Below are 14,856 nucleotides of genomic sequence, written 5' to 3' on the forward strand. Positions count from 1 at the left end.
TTCCTAACCATATCTAAATTATGATTGAAATTTGTAACTAAATCCTTAGTACTTAATACGATGTCTGCTCATTCTCTGCCTGATAATGCCGTGTGGCATAGTTTAGAACCGAAATTAGCAATACAACAACTGTCAACTAGCGCAGACAAGGGCTTAACGCCAGAAGAAGTTCAACAGCGTTTACAAAAATATGGATCGAACGAGTTAGAAGAGTCTGGTGGTCGCAGTTCCTGGGAAATTTTGATAGACCAGTTCAAAAACATCATGCTGTTGATGTTGATTGGGGTGGCTTTTGTTTCCGGGGTTTTAGATTTTCTGTCTTGGCGTGCGGGAGAACTCAAACCGGGCGAATTACCCTTTAAAGATACAATTGCCATTTTAGCAATCGTTATTTTGAACGGGATTCTCGGTTATGTACAAGAAAGCCGCGCCGAACAAGCACTTGCAGCCTTAAAAAAATTATCTTCTCCAAATGTTCGTGTTATCCGCAACGGCAAACAAGTAGAGATTGCAGGTAAGGATTTAGTCCCTGGTGATTTAATGTTAGTCGAAGCAGGCGTGCAGTTAGCAGCAGACGGGCGAGTAATTGAACAATCAAACCTGCAAATTCGAGAGTCAGCACTGACGGGAGAAGCTGAAGCTGTTAACAAGCGGTCAGATTTAACGTTGCCAGAAGAAACAGCTTTGGGCGATAGGATTAATTTAGTCTTCCAAGGAACCGAAGTAGTAAATGGACGTGGCAAAATTGTCGTTACCAACACGGGTATGAAAACCGAGTTGGGAAAAATTGCCCAAATGTTGCAGTCCGTTGAAAGCGAACCGACACCATTACAACAGCGAATGGCTCAATTGGGTAATGTACTTGTTACTGGCTCTTTGGTTCTAGTTGCTCTAGTAATTGCGGCTGGGATGTTTCAAGCTATAAGTTCTGGTGTGACTGGAAACAAACTGCTAAACACGTTTAGAGAGCTTGTAGAAGTTTCGTTATCAATGGCTGTAGCTGTTGTACCAGAAGGTCTACCCGCTGTTATTACTGTTACCTTAGCGTTGGGAACTCAGCGCATGGTTAGGCAAAAAGCTTTAATTCGTAAGTTGCCAGCGGTAGAAACTCTTGGTTCAGTGACAACGATTTGTTCTGATAAAACTGGTACCCTCACCCAAAATAAAATGGTGGTGCAGCAAGTCTTCACTAACAATCAGTTATTTGGGGTGACAGGAAATGGTTATGCTCCACAAGGTGAGTTTAGTTTAAATGGAAAAACTGTTACGCCTGAACAAAATCCAGAAATTTCTGCTTTGTTAGTCGCTTGTGCTGTTTGTAATGACTCAGACTTACAAAACGATAAAGGTGACTGGAAAATTTTAGGAGACCCTACAGAAGGCGCCTTAGTAACGTTAGCGGGAAAAGGCGGCATCGAAAAAGACCAGTGGGAAAGCAAACTGCCTCGTGTCGGCGAATTTCCGTTTTCATCCGAACGCAAGCGGATGAGTGTTATTACTAAAGTGGAACCAGTTGATACAGGTTTATTAGCGAACAGTATTGACCCAGTGTTAAAAGACCGGGTACGTCAAGAACAATATTTGATGTTTACCAAAGGTTCACCCGAACTGATATTAGCTCGCTGTAATGAAATAGATAATGGTAAACACTCTATCCTTTTAACAGATGATATACGTAAAGTAATTCTCGCTCAAAACGACAACATGGCGAGTAATGGTTTGCGTGTACTAGGTTTCGCTTACAAGCCATTAACTGAAATACCACCCGAAAATTCTGATGAAACTTCTGAACAGGGATTAGTATGGCTTGGTTTAGTGGGAATGCTGGATGCACCACGTCCAGAAGTTCGCGCTGCTGTACAAGAATCTCGCGAAGCTGGTATTCGTCCTGTGATGATTACAGGTGACCACCAATTAACAGCACGCGCAATAGCTAAAGATTTAGGTATTGCTGATGGTAGTAACGACAGAGTTTTAATTGGGCAGGAACTCCAAAAAATGAGCGACCAGGAACTTGAGCAGCAAGTAGACCTGGTAAGCATTTACGCACGAGTGGCGCCTGAGCATAAATTACGAATAGTACAAGCGTTACAGCGGCGTGGTCGTTTTGTAGCAATGACAGGAGACGGGGTTAACGATGCTCCTGCACTCAAACAAGCTGACATCGGTATTGCAATGGGTATTACTGGTACTGATGTTAGTAAAGAAGCCAGCGACATGGTTTTACTCGATGACAACTTTGCTACCATTGTTGCTGCCACAAAAGAAGGTCGTGTAGTTTACACTAATATCCGTAGATTTATCAAATATATTCTAGGTAGTAATATCGGAGAAGTCATTACAGTAGCAGCGGCGCCGCTACTTGGTTTAGGAGGTGTACCATTAGACCCACTACAAATTTTATGGATGAATTTGGTTACAGACGGTCTGCCCGCTTTAGCATTAGCTGTTGAACCCCCTGAACCAGATGTAATGAAGCGTCCACCATTTAGCCCACGTGAAAGCATATTCGCACGCGGTTTGGGAGCTTACATGATTCGCATTGGAATAGTCTTCGCGATTATTACTATTACAATGATGGTATGGGCATATGGATATACTCACGCTCCGGGTTACCAAGGCAACCCAGATACTTGGAAAACAATGGTATTTACAACATTGTGTCTAGCTCAAATGGGTCATGCTATTGCAATTCGTTCCAACAACCGCTTAACTATTGAAGTCAACCCACTATCAAACCCTTATGTATTAGCAGCAGTAGTAGTAACCTCTATCTTGCAGCTAATGTTGGTTTACGTTCCACCACTACGCGACTTCTTTGGTACTCATGTCCTAAACATGACTGAGTTGTTAGTATGTATAGGATTTAGTGCGCTGATGTTCGTTTGGATTGAATCTGAGAAAATTTTCTTCCGTCTCATTGGCAAGAAAAACGTCTAAAAAAGTTATGAGTACTGAGTGCTGAGTACTGAGTTTTAACTCATAGCTCAGAACTCAGAACTTCTAACTCCTAACTCCTAACTTTGTTTTATGTTTCTGCAATCTATCCAACTTCGAGCATTTCGTAATTATCGGGAGCAGTATATTGATTTCACAGCTCCGAAAACTATTTTGTTAGGTAATAATGCTCAGGGTAAGTCAAATTTGTTGGAAGCTGTGGAGTTATTGGCGACTTTGCGAAGCCATCGCATGGCACGCGATAAAGAATTAGTTTGTGATGGAGAGGAAATTGCTCAAATTAAAGCTTGTTTGAAGCGGCAAACAGGTGTTAGTGACCTAGCTTTAACTTTACGTCGTAACGGGCGCCGTACTGTCAACTTGAATGGAGAAAATATACGGCGCCAAACCGATTTTCTTGGTGTTCTTAACGCCGTTGAATTTTCGAGTTTAGATTTAGAATTAGTTCGTGGTGGACCTGAAGGTCGGCGCCACTGGCTTGATACATTATTAGTACAATTAGAGCCAGTTTATGCCTATATATTACAGCAATACAACCAAGTTCTACGTCAACGTAACGCTTTTCTAAAAAACATTGCCGCAACTTCCCGTACCGACACAACCAACAACTCCCCACTCAGTACTCAGCACTCAGCACTCAGCACTCATAACTCAGAACAATTGGGTATCTGGGATGCACAACTTGTTACAACAGGAACTAGAGTAATTAGAAGACGCGAGAGAGCTATACAACGTTTGGCGCCTATTGCTGCTAAATGGCACGCTAGCATTAGTGGTAGTACTGAAATACTGCAAATTAAATATGCTCCAAATGTACAAACTGTTGAAAATCAATCAGAACAAGTTCAGCAAGCCTTTTTAGATAAAATTCAACAACGTGTAATACCAGAACTACGTCAAGGAACTACCCTTGTCGGGCCTCATCGTGACGAAGTAGAATTAACAATCAATCAAACACCTGCTCGTCAGTACGGTTCGCAAGGTCAACAGCGAACGCTGGTTCTAGCCCTTAAGTTGGCAGAGTTACAATTAATTGAAGAAGTTGTTGGGGAACCTCCTTTACTGCTACTCGATGACGTTTTGGCAGAACTTGATCCGTCAAGACAGAATCAATTGCTTGATGCAATTCAAGACCGTTTTCAAACTTTGATTACTACTACCCATTTAGGGTCTTTTGATTCACAGTGGTTGAATTCATCACAAATACTTTCGGTTGATAGTGGGAAAATTTATACCCAATCTTCAATATAAATGCTGTTTGATTTAATATAAATAAATAAATGGTTATATTTGTATTATTTTCATACATATAAATAATAATTATTTCTATAGAAACAAATGCTACTCATACGGAACAGTTCAAGATGCAAAACAGTAATAAAGCGTTAAGTCGCAATGAAATAGAATCGCTAGGAGCTTCTCTACACAAAATTGAGCAGAAACTCCTGAAAAAACCTAATCAAGAGGGCATACAGCGAATTTGGTATCAAGGAGAAGAACCTTACTTTGATATTTTCTTTGAACTTAAAGATGCGGAGATAGTATGGTTTCAATTTACATTACGCGCCAAATCTCTTTCTTGGGATAATAAAAAACGTGAGTTACAAACAGGTGTAACAAACGAATTAAAAATGGATGATGTTAGCTTTTATGCTGCAACAAAAACCATTGAAGCAGACGATAAAGCAGACAATAATTTTGTAGAATTAGTCAAAGCTATACTTCAAACTCGAAGTGGAGAAGAAATATTCACAAAAGCACTTTTATTATTCGATTGAATTGTCAGCCTGCAAACGCTAATCAACAATAAAAAGACTACTTGAGTGGAAAGACTTTATTGGCTTAATCAAATAGAACAGCAAGACCTTGTCCGCGTTGGTGATAAGGCGTTTAACTTGGGTCGCTTGCTGCAACTTCGTTACCCAGTGGCGCCTGGTTTTGTTATAGCTGCGGATGTAACACGCGAGTTTCTTTTAAATCTCGATACAGAAGCTCTTATCACCGACTTACCCTATTCTGAACTACACCTAGATATTACCAACTGGCGCCAGTTACAGCAGGTCGCTAGTAGTTTGCGTCAGGAAATAATGATTGCGAATGTACCATCCACATGGGTTAAGCTAATATTTGATGCAGCAAGTCAATGGCAAGCAAATTGTTTGATATTTAGTCCAACCGTTGGAACAAATGATACTAGTTCAGAAATAGAAGATTTCTCTGAACTTTTAGAATCACAAGTTTGTTGGTGTAATATCACAGAAATTGCTTTGGCACTAAAACGCTCATGGAGTCAATTATTTCGCGCTCGTAGCTTATTATATTGTAAAAAAAAAGGAATTAATCTGCGGCAAGTTAATTTTGGTATATTGGTACAACCATTATGGGATGCAACAAAGAGTGGGTTATTAGTTGCAAATTCCTCTGGTTTGGAAGTACAAGCTAATTGGGGATTAGGAAATGCAATTGATAGTGGAGAAGTAAATGGAGATTATTACAAAATTAAGCCAGATGGTGTAATTATTGAAAAATCATTAGGTGATAAAATATTAGCATATAAAGTCAAAGATTGCTCTCAGGGATTTTTAGCTCAGACTAATACTATACTTGAACCTGAATCGAGTTGTTTATTTAGTTGCTTATTAGACCTACAAGAACAACAAAAATTTGCACTTTCTCAAACTGAGTTACAAGAGTTATTAAAACTTGCAAACCAACTAACAAAGGAATTCGCTACAAGCTTCAGTTACAAGTGGACTATAACAAAAAATAACGAAACACTATATTTAACGCAGGTCACACCAGGTGAATATACAGCTTATACTAACTCACCACAACAAGTTATTAAAGGACTAGGCGCCTCATCCGGTCAAGTCACAGGAACAGCATATTTAATCACAAACTTCCAAGAAAAACCGCAAAAATTAGCATCAGATACTATTTTAGTTGCGAGTTCAATCAGTATAGATTGGTTACCTTTAATGCGTAACTGTAAAGGAGTAATAACAGAATTTGGTGGTTTGACATCTCATGCTGCAATTTTAGCCCGTGAGCTTGAAATACCATCTGTAGTCAACGTAAATAAAGCTACAGAACTAATAAAAAATGGTGATAAATTAACTATTAATGGTGATAATGGTGAGATAAATAAAGTCAAATTTAGCACAATATCATCTGACCAGGATTTAACAGAAATAACCAAATCGAAACAAAAGCAAGACTTTTCTACACAGATTCCCACCTCAACTCAATTAATGGTTAACTTAAGCCAAGCTCATTTAATAGAGCAAATTCAAAGCTTACCCATTGACGGAGTTGGGTTGCTGCGTTCCGAATTGATGGCTGTATATTTTTTAAATGAACAAAACTTGAGTATTTTACAAAATCAAGAACGACGAATAGAATTTCACACACGTTGGTTCGAGCAAATTATAAGCTTTGCTTCATCATTTACACCTCGACCCATTTTTTATCGGTCACTTGATTTACGCTTCAACGTATTAGAAGCAACGTCAACATCACAATCTTTAGGAGAACGTGGAACCTTCAGCTATGTGCAAAATCCAGAAATATTTGAATTTGAACTAGCTATTTTAGCACAAGTTCAACAAGCAGGATTTAATAACCTGCGTTTAATTCTACCGTTTGTTCGCAGCGTCGAAGAATTTATATTTTGTCGTCAAAAAGTTGAATCATCTGGACTGACACACATACCCCAATTCCAACTGTGGATAATGGCAGAAGTCCCCAGCGTATTATTCATGCTGCCAGAGTATATAAAAGCTGGAGTGCAAGGAATTGCAATTGGTACAAATGATTTAACACAACTCTTGCTAGGAGTCGATAGAGAATTTCAGCAATTAAGAAACTTAAACGAGTGTCATCCTGCCGTAATGCGCGCGATAAAACAATTAATTGACACAGCACGTTCGTACAATATACCTTGTTCTATATGTGGTCAGGCGCCTGTATTATACCCAGAAATAATCGACCAATTAGTACAATGGGGTATAACATCAATTTCCGTCGAACCCGAAGCAATACAAAGAACTCACCATGCAATAGCACGTGCGGAACAGCGAATTATTTTAGAAGCGGCAAGAAAAACCCTCTCGTGAATATAAAACTGCAAAAATTGCTCAGAATTCTCGGTACTCTAAGCTTGAATGATTAGCAGCAGATAGATTTAAGGCAAAATTGCTTATCCTTGCCCAGTTGGAAGCAAACAGATTCACAGCAGATGGTTGACTGATACAAAATTACTTAGAAGTATGCAAACTTGTTTGAATCGTTTACCAATACAACTCTTAGCGGCAGAAGTGTAATTGCAACTGTAATTAATTCCAAGTGGATTGGCAACGGATTGTAAACGGATGTAACGGATGGTGAATTTTAAGCAATGCTTTTAAATTTGTTTGTAACCGATTTTTCATCCGTTACATCCGTTGCATCCGTTGCATCCGTTACATCCGTTGCCTTAATTATTTACCGAGTGAATATTCATTCTACGGTTTGATTGCCTGACAAAACCCAAAGTTACCCGCTTCATTAACCAGTACAACCCAGTTAAAATCGCGAAGGTAATAGCAATAATCACCAAAGGTTGTTTCCCTAGCAACTCTTCAACTCCGCGCGTTAACAAATAATCAGGTTGAGTAACCAAATCCCAACTATTAAAGCGTAAAAATCTTCCCCAATATATACCAACCGCAGATAGAGCATGGGTTGTTATTTCGATTCCTAAAATCCATTGACTCTTACCAACGCGGTGTAAGTGAGAACCTAAATTTATCAAAGAAACTACGTAAGCTTCAAATCCTGCAAAAATTACAAATATGTAAAGAGGAATTAAAACTAAAGTAATCATCCACACTGATTGAATCGTGCGAATATCATCTATAAGGTGGATGACATCAGTCAATAAATAAGGAGCATTTGGTAAAAAAGCATAGAATACAACAAAACCTAACCACCAAAACGTAGAACTTCCGTACTTACTCTTGTATATCCAAATGCCAAGTGGTAGTAACCCAAAAGCCAAAAGTAAAGCTAACTTAAGCGTGGAAAAATTTGTGATGTGATTTATGATAGCGATTGAAAATCTTTTTATATAGTCTCTATTAGGAGATACACAGGCAAATAACGCAAGAAATCCAAGTGCCCAAGTGCCTATATGGTCACGTTTGTTGCGAAATAACCAAATACTAAGAACTAAGGGTATAAATGCCAGAAAAAGATTCCAAACCATCCATGTGCTATTGATTTGTAAAACCTGCGTGACTCTAGCAGTTAATTCTATTAGCTCTGTTTTCATACCTATTCCTGAAAAATAAATAAAGTAGTACATACATCCTGGGTAGAAGACCCTAGGAAAAATTTTCACGTGTTTTGTTAAAGTATAGCGACATCGATAGTGGTGGCAGTGTGGCAAAAGTGTGAATTTTTAATGTATGAGTGCTGACTTTACACCAATTATCGCTATTTTAACTATCTACACGTGAAATTACAGAAATTCCAGAAACCAGGTTTCTTTATATTACTAGCGCACTAATACACGACTACGAGGGCCTATTGGTCTGGACTGATTTTGTGGACGGCAGTTGACTGTATCTTTCAAACAACCTGTTTGTTCTGATGTAATTTGCCGAATTGCGCTATCGGAATTTATTGCGACTTTTCCGCTGCTAAATTCGATACCTGTCTGTTCTGAAGGCGATGTGGGAGTTGAAATAGTAGGCGCCGTTGGTGAACTAGAAATAAATGAATCACTATCAATAGGCTCCGTGACTGGAGTTTCAATAGGCGCCGTGATTGGAGGTGTTACTGGAGTTTCAATAGGCGCCATGATTGGAGGTGTTACTGGAGTTGCAATAGGCGGTGTTACTGGAGTTGCAATGGGCGGTGTTACTGGAGTTGCAATGGGTGGTGTTACTGGAGTTGCAACGGGTGGCGCCACTGGAGTTACAACGGGTGGCGCCACTGGAGTCCCACCAGGATTAATTGGTTGCATTCCCGCTGGTACTGTAATTGTTAACCGCACCAAGGGGGTGTTCTTCATCGTATAGGAATTAAGCGCTGGTCTAGGTCTAGTACCAGATTTAGGGTTATAGTCTGTTTTAAAATCAAAAACTGTAGGACTATCCCCACCATTTCTATCGCTGTAACGAGGCCCTTGTCCGTTGATTTCAAAGACTCCTTGATACTGCTGTCCCGTTCTGGGGTCAGTTACAACACCTTCGTAAAAAGCTCTTTGTAAAGCTAATTCGTCTTGAACTGCTGCTTGAAAATTAATTTGAAATTCTGGGTTTGGTCTACCTTGATATCTATAAGTTTTGAGTTGACCTCCTGAAAGCGCTGGTGAAGTAATTGACCCGTTTGATGATATAAATTGAAGTCCTAAAAAGTCTACAAAAGCTTTCTTAAAAGAACCATCTGGATTTGTTTCAATTTGTACAAATTGAGAAGAATAAACTGGTACTAAATTTGGATTACTTCTGGTGCCAATATTACGGAAGTAAGTACCGTTTTTATCTGTGTCAATACGAGTCACGCGACCGTTAGTAGTTGGTCCAAATGGAAATCGTAATGTCCCAGATATTGTTCCTGTGCTTTGAATTGTCAGCTGAGCTGCTGCATGTGAAGCTCCTAATCCTAACAATAGAAACGCTAACCCACCACAACTTAGGGCAGAAAATCCTAATTTATACAAGTTTTGATTTTGTAACTTATCGCTTGTATTTGACTGTGAGCCTAAATTATTGTTTGAATTACTGTTTGAAAGGTGCATTTTTATCTCCTAAACCGCACACGTAGTACGTTTAGTTACATTTACATAGATGTAAAACTAAAACCGGAATGTTGCACGCAAGGCGCCGACAATCAAAGCATTATTATCGGCGTTATGGTTAGGATTAAAAATTACAAATAAACCTGGAGTTAAAGCAATATTGTCATTAATTTGGGCACGATAGAACATTTCTAGATGTAATGAAGTATCATCACGTCCTCCTTGGGCACCACCTGTCTCGAAGTCTGGGATAGCAAAGTTTGGTAAGTTATAACCGTCTGGCATAGTACTTGATGTGATTTTAGGTGGTTGTCCAAATAAAATTCCCCCCAAGTTTCCAGGTGACAATAAATTGGGAAGCGCTGCAAATACTGCCCAGTTGGTGCTTTCAACGTTACCTTCTACGTTGAATGGCTTAGAAGTAGTCCAACCACCCCATCCACCTAATTGAAGATTTTCATTAACACGCCATGCCACAGTGGCGCCAACAGCATGAGTATCGAAGCTTGTTTCTGGTACCAAAGGTGAAGCTAATTGTGTGTCACCAATACCAGTACTTATATTGCCGTCAGGTGAGTGGTTAAACAGGTAATGAATTCCTATATCTACATTGTTACTGGGTGCGAGCGTTAACTGGGCGCCTGCGGTGTAGTTACCACCAAACAAACCACCAATATTTATATCACCGGAAAAGCTGGGTATTTGGGAACTATAAACACCTTGTAAACTTACTCGGTCACTAATTTGCCAATCGAATCCTATACCACCAGTACCGCTACCAATTGCCACAATTGGATTACGTTGAGCAAACAAAGAAATGGCGCCGTCACCTGCACCTTCTAATGGATTAATACCACGAAAAGTATTAACGGCATTAACTCCTGCTGTTCCAACTATGACTCCTAAATTATCGGAAACAGGAAACCGATATGATAATTCGCTGAGATATAAATCATTTGCAGTATCCGACTCAAAAGCCAACCTGCCCATATTTGTAGACACCGACTCTGTAGAAGGTTTCAGGTTTCCGGCAGATAATCCAGTCAAAAGTAAATCGCGTCCGGTAAACGAAGTCGCAAGAGTAATTTGGCTACTCGCTGTTAAAGTTGTGTTTGTTTTGGCTTTACGAGGTTGTTCCTCACCCCGGTATAAAAATATATCAGTTTCGTTAGTTCCTTGAGCGCTAATAATTGCCTGCCCATAAAGTTTTGTACTTGTAGAAAATTGATTTGCCTCAACTTGAGCAGTACGAACTTCAAGATTATCTACACGCGCAGTAACTTCTTTCAGTTCAGCTTCAAACTCTGTTTGCAAGCGTTGCAGTGTCACCAAATCTTCTTTCGATGCTAGATTTTCTTTACTTGCAGCAATTAACTCGCTCACTTTGTCTATACAAGCATTTAATCCTGCTGCAAATTCATAACGAGTCAACGCGCGATTACCCTTAAATGTTGCATCTGGATATCCAGCAATACATCCATACCGTTCTACTAAAGACTGTAAAGCTGTAAACGCCCAATAGTCAGGTAATACATCATTTAACTGCGATACAGATGTAACTTGTGACATCCCATCTTCTTGAGATTCTGTTGCCTCAAGTGTCTCAGGGGAAATAGATTCAGGTAGGTTTAAAGGAGTTGGGGAATTTTTTAAAGTGGGGGTAGTTACATTAGGAGGAATTAAACGAACTGGAGAAAGATTTTTTACTTGTTTATTTTTATCTTCCTCGTTTACTTTTTCCGTTCTGCTTTTTTTCTTAAGTTTATTAAGTATATTTTTTTGCTGTGTTCTTAGTTCCACAGGTGTTTGTCCGGAGCTATTTTCGGTTTGTGCAAACTCTGGTGGAGCTACTTTATTTGATGAAGAAACGAATTGCGGTTCTTTTTGCTTTTCTAATTTTTCGCCAGATAAAGCAGTTTTGTCTTGCTGAGTTTCTGGCTCTATAGGTGATACAGGCAATGATGGTTGCCCTGTTGTTAATACGCCCGCCATCAGCAGACTAATATCGCTCATTGTATTCCTGTTTACTACTACCAACAATCAACTTAACAGGCAAAGTAGATTATTCACAGGATTTTTTACGTAATCATACGTTATTTAAATTACTAATATAATTAATTATTGGTATATTTACTTATTTTTTATCTGGTGCGTGAAAGCTATTATGTTTTGCTTTTTCATTTATATTTGTTTAGGGCTTTCACGCACCCTACCTACGCACGTACTGCTCGGAACATGCCGAAGCGACATAGACCAACACCAAATGCTAAACGCATTAACAACAGGGTGGGTACTTCTCGCAGTGATTTGATAAAACCAGGTAAACCAAAACTTATTAAACCTTTAGGACGAATAATTCCTTGCCAAATGGAGTCAAGCCAAGCTGGTAGCGTTTCTTGTGTCCAGTCAGAAGTGGTAACTGCCCCTTGTGTTAATGCTGTTGCTTGCAAAAGTTCTGCAAATCCTTCAATACTGGCAAATTTTGGATGTGCCCATTGGTCGAGTAGTTGCCGCATTACCCAACGTTCCCATAATACCAAGGGTTGCTTTCGGCTATCTCGCTGGTTCCAATCTGCTACTACAAGCACACCTCCTGGCTTAAGTACCCGCAATAGTTCTTTTGCAAAAACTGCTTTATCTGGCATATGAGGTCCTGCCTCTATACACCAAACAACATCAAAACTGGCATCTGGAAAAGACAAATTCATCGCATCATCTACTTGGAACTTAGCCGGAATTTCTGGCGCCGTTAATTCCTGTGCCCGCTTTACTTGTTCTGGGCTAATAGTAATGCCTGTAACATTAAAACCATAATCTCGCGCTAAAATTCGGCTACTACCTCCAATTCCACAACCCACATCTAAAACGGAGGCGCCGCGTGGTAATTTTTCTAACCCACCCCAACGCACCATCTCATGCACAAAATCTACCTTAGCGGCACGAAAATCTTTGGGTTTTGGAGGGGTACCATAGTGACCTAAATGAATATGCTCGCCCCAGTAAAATTCTAAAATCCCATCTTGAGTCCATTCGTCGTAGGCATTTGCTACAGAATCACTCGATTGGTAGCGACGCGCACTAAAGAGATAGATTATTCCTAGCCCTAGCACCACCGTTAACAGCCAAATGATATTCATAATAATTTTGTAAATAATCTTAACAATACTTTATTATCTTAGCTGAAAGTGAGAGTTTCTGTTCTAAAACTTAGGAATTATGCGTCTGGTGGTTGCGGCGCCTAAAAAGCCATTTCTTCCCGATAGCTCAACTGTGAGGATAAATCCGCGATAAAAGCAGCAATTGCATTTATTCCAGTATGTAACATTCCACTTGCGGCTCTATAACCTCGCCGACTCCAGCCAGCCCAGCCCAATTGTTCTCCAATCTCACCAAACTCCGTAAGAATGTTTTCAGACACTTGTACTGATGATTGCTGGAGTATTACTAGTTCCTCGTGTTGCTTCTCGTTTTGAGTTTGAAGTTCTAATAATTCTTGCTCCTTAGATTTCACAAGGTTTTGCAGCCTTTCTACTTCTGATGACAATGGCGTAATTGTTTTCTCTAAATCTGAATTTATTACTTTTGCTGCTTGGGTTGTAAAAGTATTATTCCAGTTGTTTGCACTGGCGCCCTCTAAAGCTTTTTCTAATTCCGTCACTCGTTGTTCTAATTGTTCGTTTTTAATTTGTAAAGCACGCACAGACTGTAGCTCCTGTTGAGTCGCTGCTAGTTGCTCAAGCAATGCTTGTTTTGCTTGTGCCATTGATGAAGCGTATTGTTCAGCTGCTATGAGTTCGCGTTTCACTTCTTGTCGTGCTGCGTCTCGAAGTTCTATATATTGCCCTTGCTTCTCTTCTGCTTGTTCTCTATCTCGTTGTGCCAAAGCTTCGGCTATTTTCTCTTCCACTTGGGCAGCAGTAAACAATTCTGGTGCCTGTTCCGGAGTTCTTGAGGTCTTGAGTGGGGGAGTAGAGGGGGAAGAAAAATTTCCTCCCTTTCTTGAACCTCCTCCACTTTTCACCTGTTGCGCTGTTTTTTTGCCTGTACCTACTAATTCTTTTACCAAGTCGTTGCTGACTTTGGTTAATTGACGAAGTGCTGAAACACTCCACTTTTGGACATTTTGACGAACAATCTGTTGTATTTTTACAGGAAGCTTGTTAAACCATGCCCATATTTCCATCGCTGATGTGGCTATGTAGCGAGAACTCCCGAAATCGTCGCTTTTGAGCCATTCTTCAAACACTTTTTTTCCATCAGGGCATTTGGAAAGACACTCTAAGTAAAAATTTTCTAGGCTATAACCAACTTGAAGCAGACCGTCGAAGCTTTGACGAACAAAGCCAAAGAAGTTACCTAGAGTGGCTTTTGCTGTGCTTTCCAGGCTGGGTTCATTAAATCGAGTGTAGTCGAAACTATATTCTAAGTTTAATGAAATGTTAAAGATGGGCGCCTTGTCGTCTTGTGCTATTGAGTGCATAATTAAGAGATATCCCTTTTACTAATGTGGGAAGCAAAACCCTCCGAAACGATTGCGAGTCAGAATGCGGGGGGTTTTTGCTATTTCAATAATTATACCCAAAAAGGCACTTCTAAGTTTGACTTGTTACGATTCTTTAGAATTATTGTCTTTTGCTGGAATTATTATCTGCATTTCCCAAACGATATCTAATAATCGCAGGTAACCTGGTGCCAGCTTGGGTATATCGCTTGGGTCTGTTAACCAATTACTGCAACTACTTTCATTGTATCCAGTTAGTTCAGCTAGTAGCTTACAGCACTCTTTGCGATAACCGTACCGTCCTACCTTTTTGTTACTTTTCCTTGGAACCCATTTAGCGCAAAACTCTTGTGGTTGTAATGGTTCAAACATTTATCGTTAGCTTTTGTATATTAAAGTACCTAAATATGCCTAAATATTGCAAAAAAGCTTAACCTATAGGTTAAGCTTTTTTGGTTAATATAATCTTAGGAGAAAATGATGGTATTAGTCAATATTGCTCGGTGCGCGTTCACGTAAACGTAGTCTTCCCGAAGGGTTAAAATAGTAAGCGTGCTGATAATGTTGGTAGTTGGCGCCTGGGGATAATGTCAATAAGCATCAATTAATAAAA

10 protein-coding genes and 1 pseudogene are annotated in these 14,856 nt (G+C 39.7%); 4 read left to right on the top strand and 7 right to left on the bottom strand.

Annotation, left to right across the window (positions count from 1 at the left end; all coding sequences use genetic code 11):
- The first annotated feature begins 60 nt into the window (after positions 1 to 60).
- The 4 genes from DSM106972_RS17870 to DSM106972_RS17885 all read left to right on the top strand — a co-directional run bounded on the left by DSM106972_RS17870 (position 61) and on the right by DSM106972_RS17885 (position 7,073).
- Positions 61 to 2,940 carry a cation-translocating P-type ATPase gene (locus tag DSM106972_RS17870; RefSeq protein WP_127081976.1) on the top strand — a complete coding sequence of 960 codons (2,880 nt, stop codon included), beginning with the start codon at positions 61 to 63 and terminating at the stop codon, positions 2,938 to 2,940.
- Between the two features lie 90 nt (positions 2,941 to 3,030).
- Positions 3,031 to 4,209 carry a DNA replication/repair protein RecF gene (gene recF, locus DSM106972_RS17875; RefSeq protein ID WP_127081977.1) on the top strand — a complete coding sequence of 393 codons (1,179 nt, stop codon included), beginning with the start codon at positions 3,031 to 3,033 and terminating at the stop codon, positions 4,207 to 4,209.
- A 113-nt stretch (positions 4,210 to 4,322) separates the two neighbouring features.
- The gene (locus DSM106972_RS17880) at positions 4,323 to 4,736 is read left to right on the top strand and encodes a hypothetical protein (RefSeq protein WP_127081978.1); all 414 of its coding nucleotides are present in this window, start codon (positions 4,323 to 4,325) and stop codon (positions 4,734 to 4,736) included.
- 45 nt (positions 4,737 to 4,781) lie between these two features.
- Positions 4,782 to 7,073 (top strand): putative PEP-binding protein, encoded by a 2,292-nt coding sequence (locus DSM106972_RS17885; protein ID WP_127081979.1) that lies wholly within the window; start codon positions 4,782 to 4,784, stop codon positions 7,071 to 7,073.
- Positions 7,074 to 7,432: 359 nt separating this feature from the next.
- Here the strand turns inward: DSM106972_RS17885 and DSM106972_RS17890 are convergent, their stop codons facing one another.
- The 7 genes and pseudogenes from DSM106972_RS17890 to DSM106972_RS17915 form a co-directional block, all read right to left on the bottom strand.
- Positions 7,433 to 8,050 carry a DUF1361 domain-containing protein gene (locus tag DSM106972_RS17890; RefSeq protein WP_411675317.1) on the bottom strand — a complete coding sequence of 206 codons (618 nt, stop codon included), beginning with the start codon at positions 8,048 to 8,050 and terminating at the stop codon, positions 7,433 to 7,435.
- A 24-nt stretch (positions 8,051 to 8,074) separates the two neighbouring features.
- Positions 8,075 to 8,302 (bottom strand): annotated as a pseudogene (locus tag DSM106972_RS55805) (DUF1361 domain-containing protein); the annotation flags it as partial.
- Positions 8,303 to 8,494: 192 nt separating this feature from the next.
- Positions 8,495 to 9,742, bottom strand: a complete 1,248-nt coding sequence (locus DSM106972_RS17895) for a hypothetical protein (protein WP_233787119.1) — start codon at positions 9,740 to 9,742, stop codon at positions 8,495 to 8,497.
- Positions 9,743 to 9,799: 57 nt separating this feature from the next.
- Complete coding sequence (locus DSM106972_RS17900) at positions 9,800 to 11,755, bottom strand: iron uptake porin (RefSeq protein WP_127081981.1); 1,956 nt, start codon at positions 11,753 to 11,755, stop codon at positions 9,800 to 9,802.
- A 200-nt stretch (positions 11,756 to 11,955) separates the two neighbouring features.
- On the bottom strand, positions 11,956 to 12,879 hold the full coding sequence (locus DSM106972_RS17905; protein ID WP_127081982.1) for a methyltransferase domain-containing protein: 924 nt from the start codon (positions 12,877 to 12,879) through the stop codon (positions 11,956 to 11,958).
- Positions 12,880 to 12,980: 101 nt separating this feature from the next.
- Positions 12,981 to 14,222 carry a hypothetical protein gene (locus DSM106972_RS17910; RefSeq protein WP_127081983.1) on the bottom strand — a complete coding sequence of 414 codons (1,242 nt, stop codon included), beginning with the start codon at positions 14,220 to 14,222 and terminating at the stop codon, positions 12,981 to 12,983.
- 126 nt (positions 14,223 to 14,348) lie between these two features.
- Positions 14,349 to 14,615: a hypothetical protein gene (locus DSM106972_RS17915; RefSeq protein WP_127081984.1), complete on the bottom strand. Its 267-nt coding sequence runs from the start codon at positions 14,613 to 14,615 to the stop codon at positions 14,349 to 14,351.
- Positions 14,616 to 14,856 lie beyond the last annotated feature (241 nt).

Source organism: Dulcicalothrix desertica PCC 7102 (assembly GCF_003991905.1).
Lineage (GTDB): Bacteria > Cyanobacteriota > Cyanobacteriia > Cyanobacteriales > Nostocaceae > Dulcicalothrix > Dulcicalothrix desertica.

Excerpts from the sequence above, each read along its gene's own strand:
- DSM106972_RS17870 (WP_127081976.1), top strand. The coding sequence starts at position 61 with ATGTCTGCTCATTCTCTGCCTGATAATGCCGTGTGGCATAGTTTAGAA.
- recF (WP_127081977.1), top strand. The coding sequence starts at position 3,031 with ATGTTTCTGCAATCTATCCAACTTCGAGCATTTCGTAATTATCGGGAG.
- DSM106972_RS17880 (WP_127081978.1), top strand. The coding sequence starts at position 4,323 with ATGCAAAACAGTAATAAAGCGTTAAGTCGCAATGAAATAGAATCGCTA.
- DSM106972_RS17895 (WP_233787119.1), bottom strand. The coding sequence starts at position 9,742 with ATGCACCTTTCAAACAGTAATTCAAACAATAATTTAGGCTCACAGTCA.
- DSM106972_RS17900 (WP_127081981.1), bottom strand. The coding sequence starts at position 11,755 with ATGAGCGATATTAGTCTGCTGATGGCGGGCGTATTAACAACAGGGCAA.
- DSM106972_RS17905 (WP_127081982.1), bottom strand. The coding sequence starts at position 12,879 with ATGAATATCATTTGGCTGTTAACGGTGGTGCTAGGGCTAGGAATAATC.
- DSM106972_RS17910 (WP_127081983.1), bottom strand. The coding sequence starts at position 14,222 with ATGCACTCAATAGCACAAGACGACAAGGCGCCCATCTTTAACATTTCA.
- DSM106972_RS17915 (WP_127081984.1), bottom strand. The coding sequence starts at position 14,615 with ATGTTTGAACCATTACAACCACAAGAGTTTTGCGCTAAATGGGTTCCA.